Consider the following 14,747-nt stretch of genomic DNA (forward strand, 5'->3'; position numbering starts at 1 on the left):
ACCCGCACGGCCTGTACGCCCGGCTGCGCGCGCAGTACGGCCCGGTCGCCCCGATCGAGCTGGAGCCCGGCGTCGAGGCCTGGCTCGTCCTCGGCTACCCCGAGCTGCTCGAACTCACCCGCAACGAAGCGCTGTTCTCCAAGGACTCGCGCCGCTGGCGGGTGCCCGCCGAGGGCCGGCTCAAGCCCGACTCCCGGCTGCTGCCGATGACCTCCTGGCGGCCCACCCTGCTCAACCTCGACGGCGCCGAGCACCAGCGGCTGCGCGCCGCCGTCGCCGACACCCTCGGCCGGATCGACCACCGCCAGCTGCGGGGGACCACCGAGGCCGCCGCCGACGCCCTGATCGACAGCTGGGGGCCGGACGGCACCGCCGACCTGATCGCCCAGTACGCCCGCCGGCTGCCGCTGCTGGTCTTCACCCAGCTGCTCGGCCTGCCCGCCGAGGCGGGCCCGCACCTGATCGGGCTGATCAGCGACATCGCCGACAGCGGCAAGGACTCGCAGCGGGCAAACGCCGAGTTCCAGGCGATCCTGGTCGACCTGGTCCGCCGGCGCCGCGCCGAACCCGGCCCCGACCTCACGTCCTGGCTGCTCGCCCACGAGGCCGCGCTCACCGACGAGGAGGCGGTGCACCACCTCGTCGTCCTGATGGTCGCCGGCAACGAGACCACCATCAACTGGACCGGCAACACCCTGCGGCTGCTGCTCACCGACCGCCGCTTCCGGGCCACCCTGACCGGCGGCCGGCTGACCGTCTCCGACGCGCTGGAGGAGGTGCTCTGGCGCGACCCGCCGACGCAGAACTTCCCCGGCCGCTGGGCCACCACCGACACCGTGCTCGGCGGCCAGTACGTCAGCGCCGGCGACATGCTCGTCCTCGGACTGGCCGCCGCCAACGCCGACCCGGCCGCCCAGGGCAGCACCGCCGCGGCCGCGCACGGCGCGCTCGGCGGCAACCGCGCCCACCTGGCCTGGGGCGCCGGCAAGCACGTCTGCCCGGCCCAGCACCCGGCCCGGATCATCGTCGAGACCGCAGTCGAGACCCTGCTGCACCGCCTGCCGGATCTCCAGCTCGCGGTGCCCGCCGGGGAGCTGGCCTGGCGACCGTCGCCCTGGTCGCGCGCCCTGGTCGCCCTGCCCGTGCTCTACAGCGCCTTCACCCCGCCCCGCCCCGCCGGCGACCCGGGCACCGACCCCGCCGCCACCGCCGACCCCGAGAGGCCCGCATGGACACCGCCGACACCCTCCAGCCCGTCCGACTCGACCCCTTCGGACGCGACCAGCACGCCGAGAACGCCCGGCTCCGAGCCGCCGGCCCGGCGGTCCTGGTGGAGCTCCCTGGCGGGGTGGTGGTCTGGGCGATAACCCACCACGACACCCTCCAGGAGCTGCTCGCCGACCCCCGGGTCGGCAAGAACGCGCAGCTGTGGAACACCTTCCGGGAGGGCCGGCTGCCCGAGGGCTGGCCGCTGACCAACTTCGTCACCGTCCCCGGCATGGTCACCGCCGACGGCGAGGACCACCGCCGGCTGCGCGGGCTGGTCACCCAGGCGTTCACCCCGCGCCGGATCGCCGAGCTCCAGCCGGCGATCGAGGCCCGCACCGGGGCGCTGCTCGACCGGGTCGCCCTGCTGGAGGGCGAGTTCGACCTGCGCGAGCACTTCGCCTACCCGCTGCCCATGCAGGTCATCGGCGAACTGCTGGGCCTGCCGCCCAAGCAGCAGGACGAGCTGCACGAGCTCTCCAACACCCTGGTCTCCAGCTCCGCCACCCCTGCCGCCGCCGTCGCCGCCCAGCAGGCCCTGTACGCGCTGCTCGCCTCGCTGGTCGCCGCCAAGCGCGCCGAACCCGGCGACGACCTGACCACCGCGCTGATCGCCGCCCGCGAGTCCGACGACCGGCTCAGCGAGCAGGAGCTCGTCGGCACCCTGCTGCTGATGCTGGTGGCCGGCCACGAGACCACCCTCAACCTGATCACCAACGCCGTCCGGGCGCTGCTCGCCCACCCCGAGCAGCTGCGCCTGCTGCTCGACGGCGAGCAGCCGTGGTCGGCCGCGGTCGAGGAGACCCTGCGGTACGACTCGCCGGTCGGCCAGTTCCCGCTGCGCTACGCGGTCGAGGACATCGAGGTCGGCGGGGTGCTGATCCGCCGCGGCGAGGCCCTGATCGCCTCGTACGCCGCCGCCGGACGGGACGGCTCGCACCACGCGGACGCCGACCGCTTCGACCTCACCCGGCAGCCCAACCGGCACCTGTCGCTGGGCCACGGCCCGCACTTCTGCCTCGGCTCGGGGCTCGCCCGGCTGGAGGCCGAGACGGCGCTGCGGGAACTGTTCGGGCGCTTCCCGGGGCTCGCCCTGGCGAAGGGCGAGGAGCCGGAGCCGATCGCCTCGTTCGTCAGCAACAGCGTGAAGACGCTGCGCGTCACGGTCTGAGGTCCCCAGGACAGTACGGCCTGACGGCGGCGGGTGACCTGACGGCGGCCGGGTCGTTGGGCCGGTCATGAAGAAGCTCGCGGCGCTCGCCGCCCTCACCATGACCGGCCTCGGCCTGGCCGCCCCCGCCGCGTCCGCGGCCACCGCCTCGTCGCCGGACGCGCTGGGCGGACTCAGCAGCGGCTTCCAGGTCTCGCCCGCCGACACCGTGCTCGACACCGCCGGCGAACTGCCCGTCACCGACCGCCCGGTGAAGGCGCTCAAGGACTTCGGCCGGACCCAGATCCAGCAGCAGACCACCAGCCCGGGGCTGCACGGCCAGATCGGCTGAGCGGCGCCCGGCCCTTCCGGGGTGGCCGGCGCTTCCGCCGGCCACCCCGGTGCCGGTCAGCCCGCCAGGCCGTTCAGCTCCTGGTAGCTGAGGCCGTCCGCCAGCGCGGTGTAGCCACCCGTGCCGTAGACCGACTCGGCCGCCCGCCGCACCGCCGCGTACGCCGTCCTGGCCAGGCCGGGGCCGAGGCTGACCCGGGCCACGCCCAGCGCGGCCAGCTCCGGCACGGTGAGGAAGCCGGGACCGGCCAGCACGTTCAGCGGCGCCGGGACGGAGGCCACCAGCTTGCCGATGCTCTCCGGGTCGGAGACCCCCGGGGCGAAGACGCCGTCCGCACCCGCCTCGACGTAGGCGTTCAGCCGGGCCGCGGCCTCCTCGACCCGGCCCGCCGGATCGCCGACCGCCCGCAGGAAGACGTCGGTGCGGGCGTTGATGAACAGGTCCACCCCCGCCTCGTCGGCGACCGCCCGGGCCGCCGCGATCCGCTCCGCCGCCTCGGCGACCGGCCACAGCGGCCCGCCGCCGCCGTGGCGGCCGTCCTCCAGGTTGACGCCGACCGCCCCGGTGGCGAGCAGCCCGGCGATCGTCGCGCCGACCCCGGCGGCAGTGTCCGCGAAGCCGCCCTCCAGGTCGGCCGTCACGGGCAGGTCGACCGAGCGGACCACCAGCGCGGTCTGCGCCAGCACCTCCGCCAGGTCGGCGCCCTCCCCGTCGCTGCTGCCGAGCGTCCAGGAGACGGCGGCACTGGCGGTGGCGACGGCGGGCGCCCCGGCCCTCGCCACCAGTCGGGCGCCGGCCGCGTCCCAGACGTTGGCGAGCACCAACGGCTCTCCGGCGTGGTGCAGTTCGTGCAGGAGGCGGGCCTTGGCCTGCTGGGTGTTCGTCATGGCTCCCTCGTCTGTGGGTGGGCCTTACTTGGGTGCAGGGGTGAAACGGCAGGTCACGCTGATCCGGTTCCAGGAGTTGATGACGCAGATCAGCCCGATCAGGTGGGCGAGCTCCGCCTCGGAGAACTGCGCGGCGGCCTCCTGGTACACCGCGTCCGGGACGTGCCCCTCGGTGAGCAGGGTGACGGCCTCGGTCAGCGCCAGCGCGGCCCGCTCCCGGGCGGTGAACCACGGCGTCTCCCGCCAGGCCGGGAGGGAGAGCAGGCGGTGCTCCTGCTCGCCCGCCTTCACGGCGTCCGTGGAGTGCATGTCGATGCAGAAGGCACAGCCGTTGATCATCGACGCCCGGACCTTCACCAGCTCCGCGAGGACCGGGTCGACGCCCTTCCGGGCGGCCCCGTCCAGGGCTCGCATCGTCGCGTAGAAGTCGGGCGCGGAGCCCGCCAGGTCGAGTCGGCGGTCGGGAGCGGGCACAAGGGTGGCGTGGTCAACGGTGGTCGTCATACAGCCACAGTAGGAACCGCCTGGCCCGCCCGACTGGTGCATTCGGCCCCGCAGATCGTGGGCCACTCGGGCGGGTACGGACGGCACGGCCGCGGCCCGCCTCTCGATGCTTCGAGCGGCGGGCCGCGCTGCAGAGTCTCCGGGGTAGGGCGCCCTGAATCAGGGGGCAAGCAGGTTGCGGACGGCGTCACTGACCTCGGGGAGCTCGGTCGGGAGTGCCCACTGGTGGGCGTCGTGTTCGGTGAGGACGATCGGTTCGGTCTTCTCCACAGTGACCGCGAAGTTGAACTGACGGGTGGTGCCGCCCTGGCTGTTCGCGTAGTCGAAGTGCCCCAGGTAGCCGGTGACCTCCTTGACGGCCAGCCCGGTCTCCTCGGCAGTCTCGCGGAACAGGGCGTCGAGGATGGTCTCCCCCTCCGCCGACTCGACCGTCCCGGAGGGGATCTCCCACATCCCGCCCAGGTAGTCGTCGGGCTTGCGGCGCACGAGCAGGACCCGGCCGTCGTGGTTGATCACGGCGGCGGCGACGAAGCCGGTGACACCGGCGGCTTCGGCGTCGGCCGCCAGGCCGGCCACGAACTCGGGGGAGGTGACGGTCACTGCAGCTCCTCGTGATGGTCGCTGATCTTGATACGCCGGGGCGGCAGCCGCGCCACGGGAAGGGGTCCCGGCTATGCGACGCCGCGGACGTCAAGCCGAAATCGCCCGACCGCCAATGGGCGGGCACGTTCGAGGAGTTCACGGATGTGGCGGTTGCGGCGGTGTGGCGTGGTCGCGGAGAGCATGGTGCGGAAGCGATCGTCGGCGCGGCCGGACTGTACGTGCGGGAAGTCGTCGAGGGCGAGGTTCCAGCTCTGGACGGCTTCCTCCAGCCGTCCGGATTCCAGCAGCCATTCTGCGGCCATCGCCCGGTGGCGGACCCGGGCCCGGCGGTAGACCGCCGGCCGGACCTTCTCGGAGTGCTGGAGGGCCCGGATGGCGCCTTCGCGATCGCCGAGTTCGTAGTTGACCTGGGCGACGTGGTAGGCGAGCGAGGACGGATCGTAGGAGCCGTGAGCCTTGGCCTTGGACTCGGCCTGTTCCATGGCGACTTCGGCGGAGTGGAGCATGGCGAGTGCGCCGGAGCGGTCGCCGGTCCGGGCGAGGGCGTGGGCCTGCTGGCCGGCAAGGAAGGCCCGCATACGGGGCCCGGCTTCGGGTGAGGCGACGGAAGCGGCGTCGGCGTACCGCAAAGCGGCCTGGCCATGACCGAGTTCGACGGCCTGAACGCTCATGCCCCGCAGGGTCGTGCAGTAGGTGAGGTGGTCGCCGGCAGCCAGTGCCAGCTCCAGCGCCTTGGTGTAGTAGCTCTGGCCGAGCAGGTCCAAGCGCTCGTCCACGGCCATGTAGCCGGTCAGGTACAGGTGGTCGGCGGCGGCCGAGAGCATGGCCTTGCGGACCGCGTCAGTGGCGGTGGCCTTGAGGTACGGGGCGATGTTGTTGACCATGAACGCCGCCGCCATCGGCCGGGCGGTCCGGCCCCCGAACTGGTCGTCGAGCTCGCTGATCTTCTCCGCCATGGCGATGACGGACTCCACCTCGGCCATGCCGATGCGTGTGTGCGGGTCGGCCTTCAGCTTCTCGAATCGCCCGATGTGGTCCGGCCAGCCGGGGACCGTGAGGGCGATCGAGTACAGGCCCGCCCCGAGCACACCCCTGCGCGATGGGTCCATGTCCATGCTCCCGAGGTCGATCAGTCCTGTCACGGTATCCGCGGAGGCGGGCCGCACGTCGGGATGATCGGCGAACCCGGCCTCGAACTCGGTCACCGGCCGTCCCAGGCGCCGGGTCAGCACCTCCAGCACAACCTTCTGACACTTCGCCATGGGCCGCGTGCCCGCCAGCCAGTGCGAGACGGCGGACTCGTCGTACCGCAGCTTGAGCGGGTGGGCGTGCGATCAGCTCGCCCGTCTCGCGGATGGCCTCGGCTGTGCGGACTTCGCGGTGGACGACCTCCGCCCGCTGCCGAGGGCCCGCGCGAGGGTCGCGTTCATCAGGACGGTGACCGAGCAGAGGGTGAGGAGGAACAACAGGTGGGCGGCGCCGGGACGGCAGCCGCGCCACGGGAGGGCGACCACCAGACCCGCCACGGCGCCGACGGCCACCGAGACCGCCGACGCCACGACGAGGAGGAACGTGCCCGGGGCCCGCGGCCGAATGCGGCTCACGACGGCCGGTGGTTGGGTTCGGCATCCTCCGGGGGGCGCCCGGTGTGCTCGGGCCGCGCCGTCCACTCGACGCCCCCGGCGGGCCGCCGCAGGTACAGCAGCCCCGCGATCCGGTCCATCACCACCCCCGTCCGGCGGGCGCGGAAGTCGTGCACCACATCGCCCGGCCGGGGCGACGCGAACTCGTTCATCCCTCCTCCTCCCCGGCCGCGAGCCTGGCCCTGACCCCGTCGCGGAGCACCGCGGTCAGCAGCACCACCTCGTCCGTCTTCGCCGCCCCCAGGTCGATCAGGACCACCCCGGTGGCGGAGGCCGAGATCCAGTCCACACCCACCGACGGCAGGCACACCCCCGCCGCGGCCAGCGTGGCCAGCAGGTCCTCGACGGCGTACGCGGCCTCGCGACGGGCCTCCGCCGTCATCCTCCCGATCGTCACTCCCACGGCGCCGCACCCTCCCAGCGGGCGAGCAGGACCGTGGCGACCTCGGCCCGGAACCCCGCGCTCATCTCGACGGTCGCCCGCCGACCGTGAACGGCCAGCACCTCGGCCTCGGCCCGGAGTTCACGGCCGTCGAGGTAGTGCGGCGGCGTGGTGCCGACGCCGACGATTTCGCCGACTCTCGGCCACGGGACGGGTTCGTGCCCGTTCTGCATGCGCTTCTCCTGGGGTGAGGGAGGGGGATTTCGCGATTGCACCTCCAGGATCGGCAGCGTTCGATTACGCTGTGAAGTCGCGTGAGCACAGCTTGTTGCAAGTAAGAAAACGAGGTACGCGATGGCCGTTCCGAAGCGTCCGCCCGCCGGCAAGACCCCGCGCGAGTACTACGGCAACGAGCTGAAGCGACTCCGCGAGGCGGCAAACCCGAAGGTGACCCAGGAGAAGCTGGCGGCGATGGTGTTCGTCTCGGGCGCGTACATCGGGCAGTTGGAGACTGCCGTACGGGCACCGCAGCCCGATCTGTCGCAACGGATCGACCAGGCGCTCTCAACAGGCGGCGTGCTGGAGAGGCTCCACGAGCTGCTCGACTACTCGCGGTTCGCGGACTACTTCAAGGAAGCAGCAGAGTTCGAGAAGACAGCTCTGACCATCAGCGAATACGGCGCCCTGGTCGTACCCGGACTGCTGCAGACACCCGAGTACGCACGGGCCATCTTCCTCAGCGCTCAACCACTACTCACCGAGGACGAACTGGCGGAGCGGATCGCTGCACGCATGGAACGCACGGCGCTCGTGGCCGACCCGAACGGGCCGAAGCTCTGGTACATCCTCGACGAGGCAGTACTCCGACGGGCGACCGGGAGCCGCACGATCATGGCGGCCCAACTCCGCTACATCGCTGACCTGATCACTGGACGGCGGGCAATCGTCCAAGTGGCCACCTTCGACCGGGCGCACGCCATGCTCGAAGGGATGCTCTCCCTGATGACCTTCGCAGATGCGCCGCCACTGGCCTACCTCGAAGGGCCACATGCAGGTCAGCTCATCGACGATTCCCGCTTGGTTGGCAGGTGTTGGGAGTCCTACGATCTGGCACGGGTCGCCGCCCTCTCGCCGGAGGCGTCCCTGGAAATGATCCTGTCGGCGGCGGAGGTACACGAGCATGCACAAGACTGACGAGCACCCCGCCCAGTGGCGGAAGAGCAGCTACAGCGGCGGCAACAACGGTTCCTGTGTTGAGGTGGACGACGCCAACCCCGGCCGGGTCCGCGACTCCAAGGACCCCAGCGGGCCCGCCCTCGGCTTCAGCCCCAACGCCTGGCAGTCCTTCGTGACAGCCGTTCGCCGGGGCGACTTCGGGACCGTCTGACCTCGACAAGCGCCTTGTTGGCCCCGTCGCCCGTAACCGGCTGGCGGGGCCCCGTCGTTCCGTAGTGAATCTGTGACTGTCCGTCAAATCCACTGCTCCGGACGCGTAAACTTCAATGGCCACCGCCCACAGGGGGCGGTGGCCACTAGAACCTGCGTGCGCCCCATTACTTGGCGGTATACGGCACACGCAAACACTGGCCAGTATGCCAGCGCGCCCCCGTGCAAGCACGCGTACCGGCCCGAAAGGCCGCGCATGTCCATCGAAACGCGCTCCACCGGCACCTGCCCCGCCAACGAGTTCCGCATCAGGATCGGGCAGTGGTTGCAGTCCCTCCCGACCGGTGGCCCGTGGAAGTCCCTCGGTTCCGGCTTCACCGCCTTCCTCCTGCACGCCGCGCAGAAGGCCGACGTCGACGGCACCAACCTCCACCGCTCGCCGTCCAACGCCTGGTTCGCCCGCGCCTGCCGGGTCTCGAAGGACTCCGTGCCGGGCTTCTACCGCGCCGCCGAGGCCGCCGGGCTGATGACCCTCCGCTACGGCTCCTCGGGCACCCGGGTCCGCGGCTACGCCGTCACGCTGCCGCTCGGCGGGACGCCCGACTGGGGGGCGGCCCTCGACGTCCTGCGCTCGGACACCCGCCGGGTGAAGCAGGAGTGCGTGCGGCTCGGTAAGCCCGCACGTGCGGTCGTACCGCGGCAGGCCGCCGGCGAGCACAGGTCCGCACGTGCGGAGTCCGGTAAGTCCGCACGTGCAGGTTCGCAAGTCCGCACGTGCGGCGTGAACCAGGATGTCTCTCACCACGGCGAGATGGCTGAGGCAGTTGGGACAGGTACCACTCCGCGCGCGAGCAACGCACCTGCGGAGTGGGAGTCGATGGCCCGTCACCTCCCGTCGGACCTCAGGCCGGTGGCGGAATCAGTGCCGGAGGACAACGCCCTGCGCCGGACGGCCACAGCGGCCCTCCAGCACGGCTGGCTGTCCCCCGGCGGCCTCGCTGCCCGGGCGGCCGTCCGGCGGCCCGCAGGGGGCCCTCACGCGTCCCCTGCGGACCGCCTGGCCCTCGGCCTGGTCTCCACCCTCGCCGCGCTCGCACCGCTGGCCCGGATGCTCGACGACCTGACCCGGCTGCTCGCCACCGATCAGGTCGGCGGCCATCTGCTCCTGTAGGACACCCCCACCGGGCTCAGACCCCCCGCCGGGCGCTCCCGCGGAGGCGCCGCGCCGGAACCTGGCGTTCGATGGACGGGTGGGTCCCCCGGCACCCGCCGATGTCACGTCCCCGGCCGCTGTCCGGTCGGAAGCGGTGACGGGCGTTCCACCGGGGAGCCCGCGCCCACCGAAGGGACGAGACTGCGATGACCACGATCCTGGTGACCGGCGGCACCGGCACGCTCGGCCGGCCCGTCGTCGAGCGGCTGCGCGCCGCGGGGGCCGACGTGCGCGTGCTCAGCCGGCACGCCGAGCCGCCGTACGCCGTGGACCTGCGCGAGGGCGCCGGGCTGGACGCGGCCCTGGCGGGGGTGGACACGGTGGTGCACTGCGCCAGCTCGCCGGGCGGCGGGGACGAGAAGGCGGCCCGGAACCTGATCGCGGCGGCGCACCGGGCGGGCGTCGGCCACCTGGTGTACATCTCGATCGTCGGCGTCGACCGGGTGCCGCTCGGCTACTACAAGGCCAAGCTCGCCGTCGAACGGATGATCGCCGAATCGGGGATCCCCTGGACGGTGCTGCGGGCGACCCAGTTCCACGACCTCGTCCTGAAGGTTCTGCAGAGCGTGACCAAGCTGCCGGTCGTCCCACTCCCGGCGGGGGTCTCCGACCAGCCGGTCGACGTGGCGGAGGTCGCCGACCGGCTGGCCGCGCTGGCGATGGGGGAGCCCGCCGGTCGGGTGCCCGACCTGGGCGGGCCGGAGGTCCGCAGCTTCGAGCAGCTGGCCCGGGCATACCTCCGGGCGAGCGGGCGCCGCCGCCCGGTGGTGAGCGTCCCGATGGTCGGCGCCGCCTACCGGGGCTTCCGGGCGGGCGGGCACCTCGCCCGGGACCGGGCCGAGGGCACGGTCACCTTCGAGCAGTTCCTCGCGACCCGCTTCCCCGCCCACCACTGAGCCCCACCACTGAGCCCCACCCCCGAGCCCGCGGGCCGGACCCGCTGCGAGAGCGCGCTACGCGCCGACGGAGACCGGCCCGTAGAGCGCCGCGGGCGCCCCGGTGGCCAGGGCCCAGTAGCGGTCGCCGAAGGACCAGTGCCACCACTCGGTGGGGTAGTTGACCAGCCCGGCGGCCGTCAGCACCGCGCCGAGCAGTTCGCGGTTGGCGCGGGCCTGCGCACCGATGCCGGGGGCGTCGGTGTAGCAGGCGCCGCCGCTCTCCTCCGGGTCGGCGTTCAGCCGGGTGCCCAGGTCGAGTTCGCGCCCGTCGGCGTCGGCCAGGGTGAGGTCGACGGCGGCGCCGGCGCTGTGCGGGGCGATGTCGGGCGGCGAGACGTACCGGCTGGCCGCCGCGTGGATCCGCTCGGCGGGCCAGTCGGGGTGGGCGGCGCGCAGCCCGTCCGCGTACTCCTCGAAGTAGGCGCGCTGGAGCGAGGGCGGCCGGTAGCCCTCGACGAAGAGCAGCCGCAGGCCGTCCGGCAGTTCGGCCTGCGCCGCGAGCAGCCGCTCCAGCACGCCTTCCCGCAGGTGGGCGTAGGCGTCCGCCGGGTCCTGCTTGCGGGGGTCGACCCGGAGCGCGCCGGTACCGCGGACGTCCACCAGGCGCTCGCCGCACTCGGCGACGGGTACGGCGGCGACCCGCGGGTCGGCCATCAGGATGATCTCGTTCATCGTTCGATCATCCCGGAACTCCCGCTACGGCCCCGCCGCGGCCGCCAGTAGCGTTCACCTTCATCCCAATGCAACGCAACACGGCCCTGACGTTGCATTACATCCAGCCCGGTTGCAACAATATCGGGCACTTCACCTGCGCTTATGCCATTTCTGCGCAACGACATCGTTGCTTGATCAGTGAAGACAACGTAGCGTTTGCGATGTCAGAAACGAGCACGAGCGCAGGAGACACCACCATGCAGTTCGAAACCCCCACCGCGATCACCACCGCCATCGCCATCCCGGCCGGCCGCATCCAGCTCATCGCCGCCGACCGCACCGAGACGGTCGTCGAGATCCGCCCCGCCAACCCCGCCAAGAGCCGCGACGTGAAGGCGGTCGAGGAGACCCGGGTCGACTTCCGCGACGGCACCCTGCACATCACCTCCGCCGTGAAGAACCAACTGTTCGGCGCCACCGGCTCGGTGGAGGTCACCGTCCGGCTCCCCGTCGGCTCCCACGTCGACGCCAAGGCCGCCAGCGCCGAACTCCGCGGCGTCGGCCGCCTCGGCCGGGTCGCCTACGACAGCGCCCACGGCACCATCAAGATCGACGAGGCCTCCGGCGCCCACCTCGCCACCCAGGCCGCCGACATCACCATCGGCCGCCTCACCGGCCCGGCCGACATCACCACCGCCAAGGGCGACATCACCATCGGCGAGGCCCACCGCGGCACCCTCGCCCTGCGCACCCAGTCCGGCTCGATCACGGTCGACACCGCCCGCGGCACCTCCGCCACGCTCGACGCCGGCACCAGCTACGGCCGCATCCACAACGCGCTGAAGAACACCGGCGACACCCCCGGCCTTGCCATCCACGCCACCACCGCCCACGGCGACATCACCGCCCGCAGCCTCTGAGGAGCCGACCCACCATGACCACCGAACTCGCCATCTCCGCCACCGGACTGCGCAAGTCCTACGGCGACAAGACCGTGCTCGACGGCGTCGACCTCGCCGTCCCGACGGGGACGATCTTCTCCCTGCTCGGCCCGAACGGCGCCGGCAAGACCACCGCCGTCAAGATCCTCTCCACCCTCGTCTCCCCCGGCCCCGGCTCCGGCCCGATCCGCATCGGCGGCCACGACCCGGCCACCGCCCCCCGGGCGGTCCGCTCCGCGATCGGCGTCACCGGCCAGTTCTCGGCCGTCGACGGACTGATCACCGGCGAGGAGAACATGTGGCTGATGGCGGACCTGCACCACCTGTCCAGGCGCGAGGGCCGCCGCACCGCCGCCGAACTGCTGGAGCGCTTCGACCTGGTGGAGGCCGCGAAGAAGCCCGCCTCGACCTACTCCGGCGGTATGAAGCGCCGTCTGGACATCGCCATGACCCTGGTCGGCAGCCCGCGGATCATCTTCCTCGACGAACCCACCACCGGCCTCGACCCGCGCTCCCGCCACAGCATGTGGCAGATCATCCGGGAACTCGTCACCGGCGGCGTCACCGTCTTCCTCACCACCCAGTACCTGGAGGAGGCCGACGAACTCGCCGACCGCATCGCCGTCCTGAACGACGGGACGATCGCCGCCCACGGCACCGCCGAGGAACTCAAGCGGCTCGTCCCCGGCGGCCACGTCCGCCTGCGGTTCACCGACCCGGCCGCCTACCGCGCCGCCGCCACCGCCCTGCCCGCGGCCGCCCGCAACGACGAGGCGCTGACGCTCCAGGTGCCCAGCGACGGCAGCCAGCGCGACCTGCGCACCGTCCTCGACCGGCTCGACGCCGCCGGCGTCGAGGCCGACGGACTCACCGTCCACACCCCCGACCTCGACGACGTGTTCTTCGCCCTCACCGGCACCGCCGGCATCCCGCACCAGACCAAGGAGACCGCCCGATGAGCACCCTCTCCCTCGCCGTCCGCGACTCGGCCACCATGCTGCGGCGCAACCTGCTGCACGCCCGGCGCTACCCGTCGCTGACCCTGAACCTGCTGCTCACGCCGATCATGCTGCTGCTGCTCTTCGTCTACATCTTCGGCGACACGATGAGCGCGGGCCTCACCGGCGGCGCCCCGGACCGCTCCGCCTACATCGCCTACCTCGTGCCGGGCCTGCTGCTGATGACCATCGGCAGCACCGTGATCGGCACCGCGGTGTCCGTCTCCAACGACATGAACGAGGGCATCATCGCCCGCTTCCGCACGATGGCGATCCACCGCCCCTCCGTCCTGGTCGGGCACGTCGTCGGCAGCGTGCTGCAGTCGACGCTGAGCGTGCTCCTGGTCGGGGCCGTCGCCGTCGCCATCGGCTTCCGCTCCGCGGACGCCACCGTCCTGGAGTGGCTGGCCGCCTTCGGACTGCTGGTGCTCTTCTCCCTGGCACTCACCTGGATCGCGGTCGGGATGGGCCTGGTCAGCCCGAACGCCGAGGCCGCCAGCAACAACGCGCTCCCGCTGATCCTGCTGCCGCTCCTCTCCAGCGCCTTCACCCCGATCTCCTCGATGCCGGGCTGGTTCCAGCCGGTTGCCGAGTACCAGCCCTTCACCCCGGCCATCGAGACCCTGCGCGGACTGCTGCTCGGCACCCCGATCGGCCACAACGGCTGGCTCGCCGTCGCCTGGTGCCTGGCCCTGACCGCCCTCGGCTACCGCTGGTCCACCTCGACGTTCAACCGTGACCCGCGGTAACCGCCGGACCGGCGGGCAGACCCCCGCACCACGCACCGCCCCCGGGCGGCGCACCCCGACGCGGCGTCGGAGTGCGCCGCCCGTCGGCGTTCCCGGCCCCCGCGGGCCGCACCGTCCGACGCCGGGGACAGGCCCTACGAGCGGCCCGCGGTGACGGCCGCCTGACGCTGCCTGATCATCGTCCAGGTGCGCGGCGGGCAGGGCCCCTGGGGGTGGTTGTTGAGGAAGTCGTCGTACCGGACCTGGCGGGGCGGCCTGCCGGCCTCGACCCAGCAGGGCCGGCCGCTGGAGTTCCAGCCCTCGGTGCCCATCCGGATGTGGTCCGACCGCCCGTCCTTGTCCTTGCTGGTGATCTGCAGGACCTCGGCGTGCTGCGCGTGGGTGCGCACGATCACGCAGTAGTGCCGGGCGCTCTGCGCGGTCTCCCGGTACGGCACCATGGCGAGCCACACCTCGCCGGGCCGCGGCTGGGTGCCGTTCGGACCGGCCCAGCCCTTCGGCGCCCTGCGGGCCCAGAACCGCAGGCCGCCGTACCAGAGCGCCGCCAGCAGACCCGCGGCCACCGCCTGGAGGTTCGCCGTCTGCGACCACTCGACCGGCTGCTCGCCCGTCCCGGGCACCAGCAGGTCGCGCACCAGCACCGCCACCACCACGGCGAGCACCGTGACCACGGCGGCGCGCAGCGGGTACACCCAGAACGGCACCCGCCGCTCCCGGGCGACCGCGAGGTCCGCGGCGAGCGCCGCCCCGAAGGAGACCACGACGGTCACGGCCCGGTGCCACCACTCCACCGGCACCGGCGGCGTCTGGGCCCCCATCAGGTCGGCTGCCAGCACCGGCAGGGCCAGCACCCAGCCGACGGTGGCGAGGATCATCGGGGCGAACAACAACAGCACGCCCCACCCGATGCAGCCGATGCGCGCCCCGTCGTGCCGACGTGCCATGTCCGCCCCCCCCGCCCCGGTCGTCCCCCCGGGGCCCGCCGCCCCGACCGCGCAATCTAGCGCAGGAGGCCCACCGGGCGGCAGCGGTTCCGGTCGACCCCGGATAATCCTGGTACGGACTCGTGACCGACCACCGA

19 protein-coding genes are annotated in these 14,747 nt (G+C 72.7%); 9 read left to right on the top strand and 10 right to left on the bottom strand.

Translation table 11 applies throughout. The features are described from left to right. The first annotated feature begins 1,228 nt into the window (after positions 1-1,228). Together ACWGB8_RS05380 and ACWGB8_RS05385 are read left to right on the top strand one after the other, a co-directional pair. A complete protein-coding gene (locus ACWGB8_RS05380) occupies positions 1,229-2,437 on the top strand; it encodes a cytochrome P450 family protein (RefSeq protein ID WP_452210476.1) in 1,209 nt (402 codons plus the stop codon). Positions 2,438-2,504: 67 nt separating this feature from the next. Beyond that, a complete protein-coding gene (locus ACWGB8_RS05385) occupies positions 2,505-2,768 on the top strand; it encodes a hypothetical protein (RefSeq protein ID WP_452210478.1) in 264 nt (87 codons plus the stop codon). Positions 2,769-2,824: 56 nt separating this feature from the next. Here ACWGB8_RS05385 and ACWGB8_RS05390 read toward each other — a convergent pair whose 3' ends face one another. The 8 genes from ACWGB8_RS05390 to ACWGB8_RS05425 form a co-directional block, all read right to left on the bottom strand. Further along, positions 2,825-3,655, bottom strand: a complete 831-nt coding sequence (locus ACWGB8_RS05390; protein ID WP_452210480.1) for an isocitrate lyase/PEP mutase family protein — start codon at positions 3,653-3,655, stop codon at positions 2,825-2,827. Between the two features lie 24 nt (positions 3,656-3,679). After that, entirely contained in the window at positions 3,680-4,159 is a 480-nt protein-coding gene (locus tag ACWGB8_RS05395; RefSeq protein WP_452210482.1) for a carboxymuconolactone decarboxylase family protein, read from the bottom strand. A 159-nt stretch (positions 4,160-4,318) separates the two neighbouring features. Next, entirely contained in the window at positions 4,319-4,759 is a 441-nt protein-coding gene (locus ACWGB8_RS05400; RefSeq protein WP_452210485.1) for an NUDIX hydrolase, read from the bottom strand. Positions 4,760-4,830: 71 nt separating this feature from the next. After that, positions 4,831-6,024 carry a tetratricopeptide repeat protein gene (locus ACWGB8_RS05405; RefSeq protein ID WP_452210487.1) on the bottom strand — a complete coding sequence of 398 codons (1,194 nt, stop codon included), beginning with the start codon at positions 6,022-6,024 and terminating at the stop codon, positions 4,831-4,833. Positions 6,025-6,096: 72 nt separating this feature from the next. Then, positions 6,097-6,366 carry a hypothetical protein gene (locus ACWGB8_RS05410; protein ID WP_452210489.1) on the bottom strand — a complete coding sequence of 90 codons (270 nt, stop codon included), beginning with the start codon at positions 6,364-6,366 and terminating at the stop codon, positions 6,097-6,099. Then, entirely contained in the window at positions 6,363-6,557 is a 195-nt protein-coding gene (locus tag ACWGB8_RS05415) for a hypothetical protein (RefSeq protein WP_452210491.1), read from the bottom strand. Before ACWGB8_RS05415 ends, ACWGB8_RS05410 begins: the two co-directional genes overlap by 4 nt. Then, complete coding sequence (locus tag ACWGB8_RS05420; protein WP_452210493.1) at positions 6,554-6,787, bottom strand: hypothetical protein; 234 nt, start codon at positions 6,785-6,787, stop codon at positions 6,554-6,556. The genes ACWGB8_RS05415 and ACWGB8_RS05420 overlap by 4 nt, the downstream gene beginning before the upstream one ends. 11 nt (positions 6,788-6,798) lie before the next feature. Then, positions 6,799-7,020, bottom strand: coding sequence for a hypothetical protein (locus ACWGB8_RS05425; protein ID WP_452210494.1), 222 nt, complete (start codon positions 7,018-7,020; stop codon positions 6,799-6,801). A gap of 121 nt (positions 7,021-7,141) precedes the next feature. Between ACWGB8_RS05425 and ACWGB8_RS05430 the strand changes: the two genes are divergently transcribed. The 4 genes from ACWGB8_RS05430 (at position 7,142) to ACWGB8_RS05445 (ending at position 10,282) form a co-directional block, all read left to right on the top strand. Next, entirely contained in the window at positions 7,142-7,981 is an 840-nt protein-coding gene (locus ACWGB8_RS05430; protein WP_452210496.1) for a helix-turn-helix domain-containing protein, read from the top strand. Continuing rightward, on the top strand, positions 7,968-8,174 hold the full coding sequence (locus ACWGB8_RS05435; RefSeq protein WP_452210497.1) for a DUF397 domain-containing protein: 207 nt from the start codon (positions 7,968-7,970) through the stop codon (positions 8,172-8,174). The genes ACWGB8_RS05430 and ACWGB8_RS05435 overlap by 14 nt, the downstream gene beginning before the upstream one ends. A gap of 255 nt (positions 8,175-8,429) precedes the next feature. Continuing rightward, complete coding sequence (locus tag ACWGB8_RS05440; protein WP_452210499.1) at positions 8,430-9,344, top strand: hypothetical protein; 915 nt, start codon at positions 8,430-8,432, stop codon at positions 9,342-9,344. A 188-nt stretch (positions 9,345-9,532) separates the two neighbouring features. Beyond that, positions 9,533-10,282, top strand: coding sequence for an SDR family oxidoreductase (locus ACWGB8_RS05445; protein WP_452210501.1), 750 nt, complete (start codon positions 9,533-9,535; stop codon positions 10,280-10,282). A 57-nt stretch (positions 10,283-10,339) separates the two neighbouring features. On the opposite strand, the gene ACWGB8_RS05450 is transcribed toward ACWGB8_RS05445, so the two are convergent. Next, positions 10,340-10,996, bottom strand: coding sequence for a M15 family metallopeptidase (locus ACWGB8_RS05450; protein WP_452210503.1), 657 nt, complete (start codon positions 10,994-10,996; stop codon positions 10,340-10,342). 239 nt (positions 10,997-11,235) lie between these two features. Between ACWGB8_RS05450 and ACWGB8_RS05455 the strand changes: the two genes are divergently transcribed. Genes ACWGB8_RS05455 through ACWGB8_RS05465 form a run of 3 tightly spaced genes read left to right on the top strand, consistent with a single transcriptional unit; the run spans position 11,236 to position 13,666 of the window. Continuing rightward, positions 11,236-11,898 carry a DUF4097 family beta strand repeat-containing protein gene (locus ACWGB8_RS05455; RefSeq protein WP_452210505.1) on the top strand — a complete coding sequence of 221 codons (663 nt, stop codon included), beginning with the start codon at positions 11,236-11,238 and terminating at the stop codon, positions 11,896-11,898. 14 nt (positions 11,899-11,912) lie between these two features. Continuing rightward, entirely contained in the window at positions 11,913-12,878 is a 966-nt protein-coding gene (locus ACWGB8_RS05460; RefSeq protein WP_452210506.1) for an ATP-binding cassette domain-containing protein, read from the top strand. Further along, entirely contained in the window at positions 12,875-13,666 is a 792-nt protein-coding gene (locus ACWGB8_RS05465) for an ABC transporter permease (protein WP_452210508.1), read from the top strand. The genes ACWGB8_RS05460 and ACWGB8_RS05465 overlap by 4 nt, the downstream gene beginning before the upstream one ends. Before the next feature lie 134 nt (positions 13,667-13,800). Here the strand turns inward: ACWGB8_RS05465 and ACWGB8_RS05470 are convergent, their stop codons facing one another. Next, complete coding sequence (locus ACWGB8_RS05470; RefSeq protein WP_452210510.1) at positions 13,801-14,610, bottom strand: hypothetical protein; 810 nt, start codon at positions 14,608-14,610, stop codon at positions 13,801-13,803. Between the last annotated feature and the right edge of the window lie 137 nt (positions 14,611-14,747).

This window comes from Kitasatospora sp. NPDC054939, from assembly GCF_053610105.1.

Excerpts from the sequence above, each read along its gene's own strand:
- ACWGB8_RS05380 (WP_452210476.1), top strand. The coding sequence starts at position 1,229 with ATGGACACCGCCGACACCCTCCAGCCCGTCCGACTCGACCCCTTCGGA.
- ACWGB8_RS05385 (WP_452210478.1), top strand. The coding sequence starts at position 2,505 with ATGAAGAAGCTCGCGGCGCTCGCCGCCCTCACCATGACCGGCCTCGGC.
- ACWGB8_RS05390 (WP_452210480.1), bottom strand. The coding sequence starts at position 3,655 with ATGACGAACACCCAGCAGGCCAAGGCCCGCCTCCTGCACGAACTGCAC.
- ACWGB8_RS05395 (WP_452210482.1), bottom strand. The coding sequence starts at position 4,159 with ATGACGACCACCGTTGACCACGCCACCCTTGTGCCCGCTCCCGACCGC.
- ACWGB8_RS05405 (WP_452210487.1), bottom strand. The coding sequence starts at position 6,024 with ATGGCGAAGTGTCAGAAGGTTGTGCTGGAGGTGCTGACCCGGCGCCTG.
- ACWGB8_RS05415 (WP_452210491.1), bottom strand. The coding sequence starts at position 6,557 with ATGAACGAGTTCGCGTCGCCCCGGCCGGGCGATGTGGTGCACGACTTC.
- ACWGB8_RS05420 (WP_452210493.1), bottom strand. The coding sequence starts at position 6,787 with ATGACGGCGGAGGCCCGTCGCGAGGCCGCGTACGCCGTCGAGGACCTG.
- ACWGB8_RS05425 (WP_452210494.1), bottom strand. The coding sequence starts at position 7,020 with ATGCAGAACGGGCACGAACCCGTCCCGTGGCCGAGAGTCGGCGAAATC.
- ACWGB8_RS05430 (WP_452210496.1), top strand. The coding sequence starts at position 7,142 with ATGGCCGTTCCGAAGCGTCCGCCCGCCGGCAAGACCCCGCGCGAGTAC.
- ACWGB8_RS05435 (WP_452210497.1), top strand. The coding sequence starts at position 7,968 with ATGCACAAGACTGACGAGCACCCCGCCCAGTGGCGGAAGAGCAGCTAC.
- ACWGB8_RS05440 (WP_452210499.1), top strand. The coding sequence starts at position 8,430 with ATGTCCATCGAAACGCGCTCCACCGGCACCTGCCCCGCCAACGAGTTC.
- ACWGB8_RS05445 (WP_452210501.1), top strand. The coding sequence starts at position 9,533 with ATGACCACGATCCTGGTGACCGGCGGCACCGGCACGCTCGGCCGGCCC.
- ACWGB8_RS05450 (WP_452210503.1), bottom strand. The coding sequence starts at position 10,996 with ATGAACGAGATCATCCTGATGGCCGACCCGCGGGTCGCCGCCGTACCC.
- ACWGB8_RS05455 (WP_452210505.1), top strand. The coding sequence starts at position 11,236 with ATGCAGTTCGAAACCCCCACCGCGATCACCACCGCCATCGCCATCCCG.
- ACWGB8_RS05460 (WP_452210506.1), top strand. The coding sequence starts at position 11,913 with ATGACCACCGAACTCGCCATCTCCGCCACCGGACTGCGCAAGTCCTAC.
- ACWGB8_RS05465 (WP_452210508.1), top strand. The coding sequence starts at position 12,875 with ATGAGCACCCTCTCCCTCGCCGTCCGCGACTCGGCCACCATGCTGCGG.
- ACWGB8_RS05470 (WP_452210510.1), bottom strand. The coding sequence starts at position 14,610 with ATGGCACGTCGGCACGACGGGGCGCGCATCGGCTGCATCGGGTGGGGC.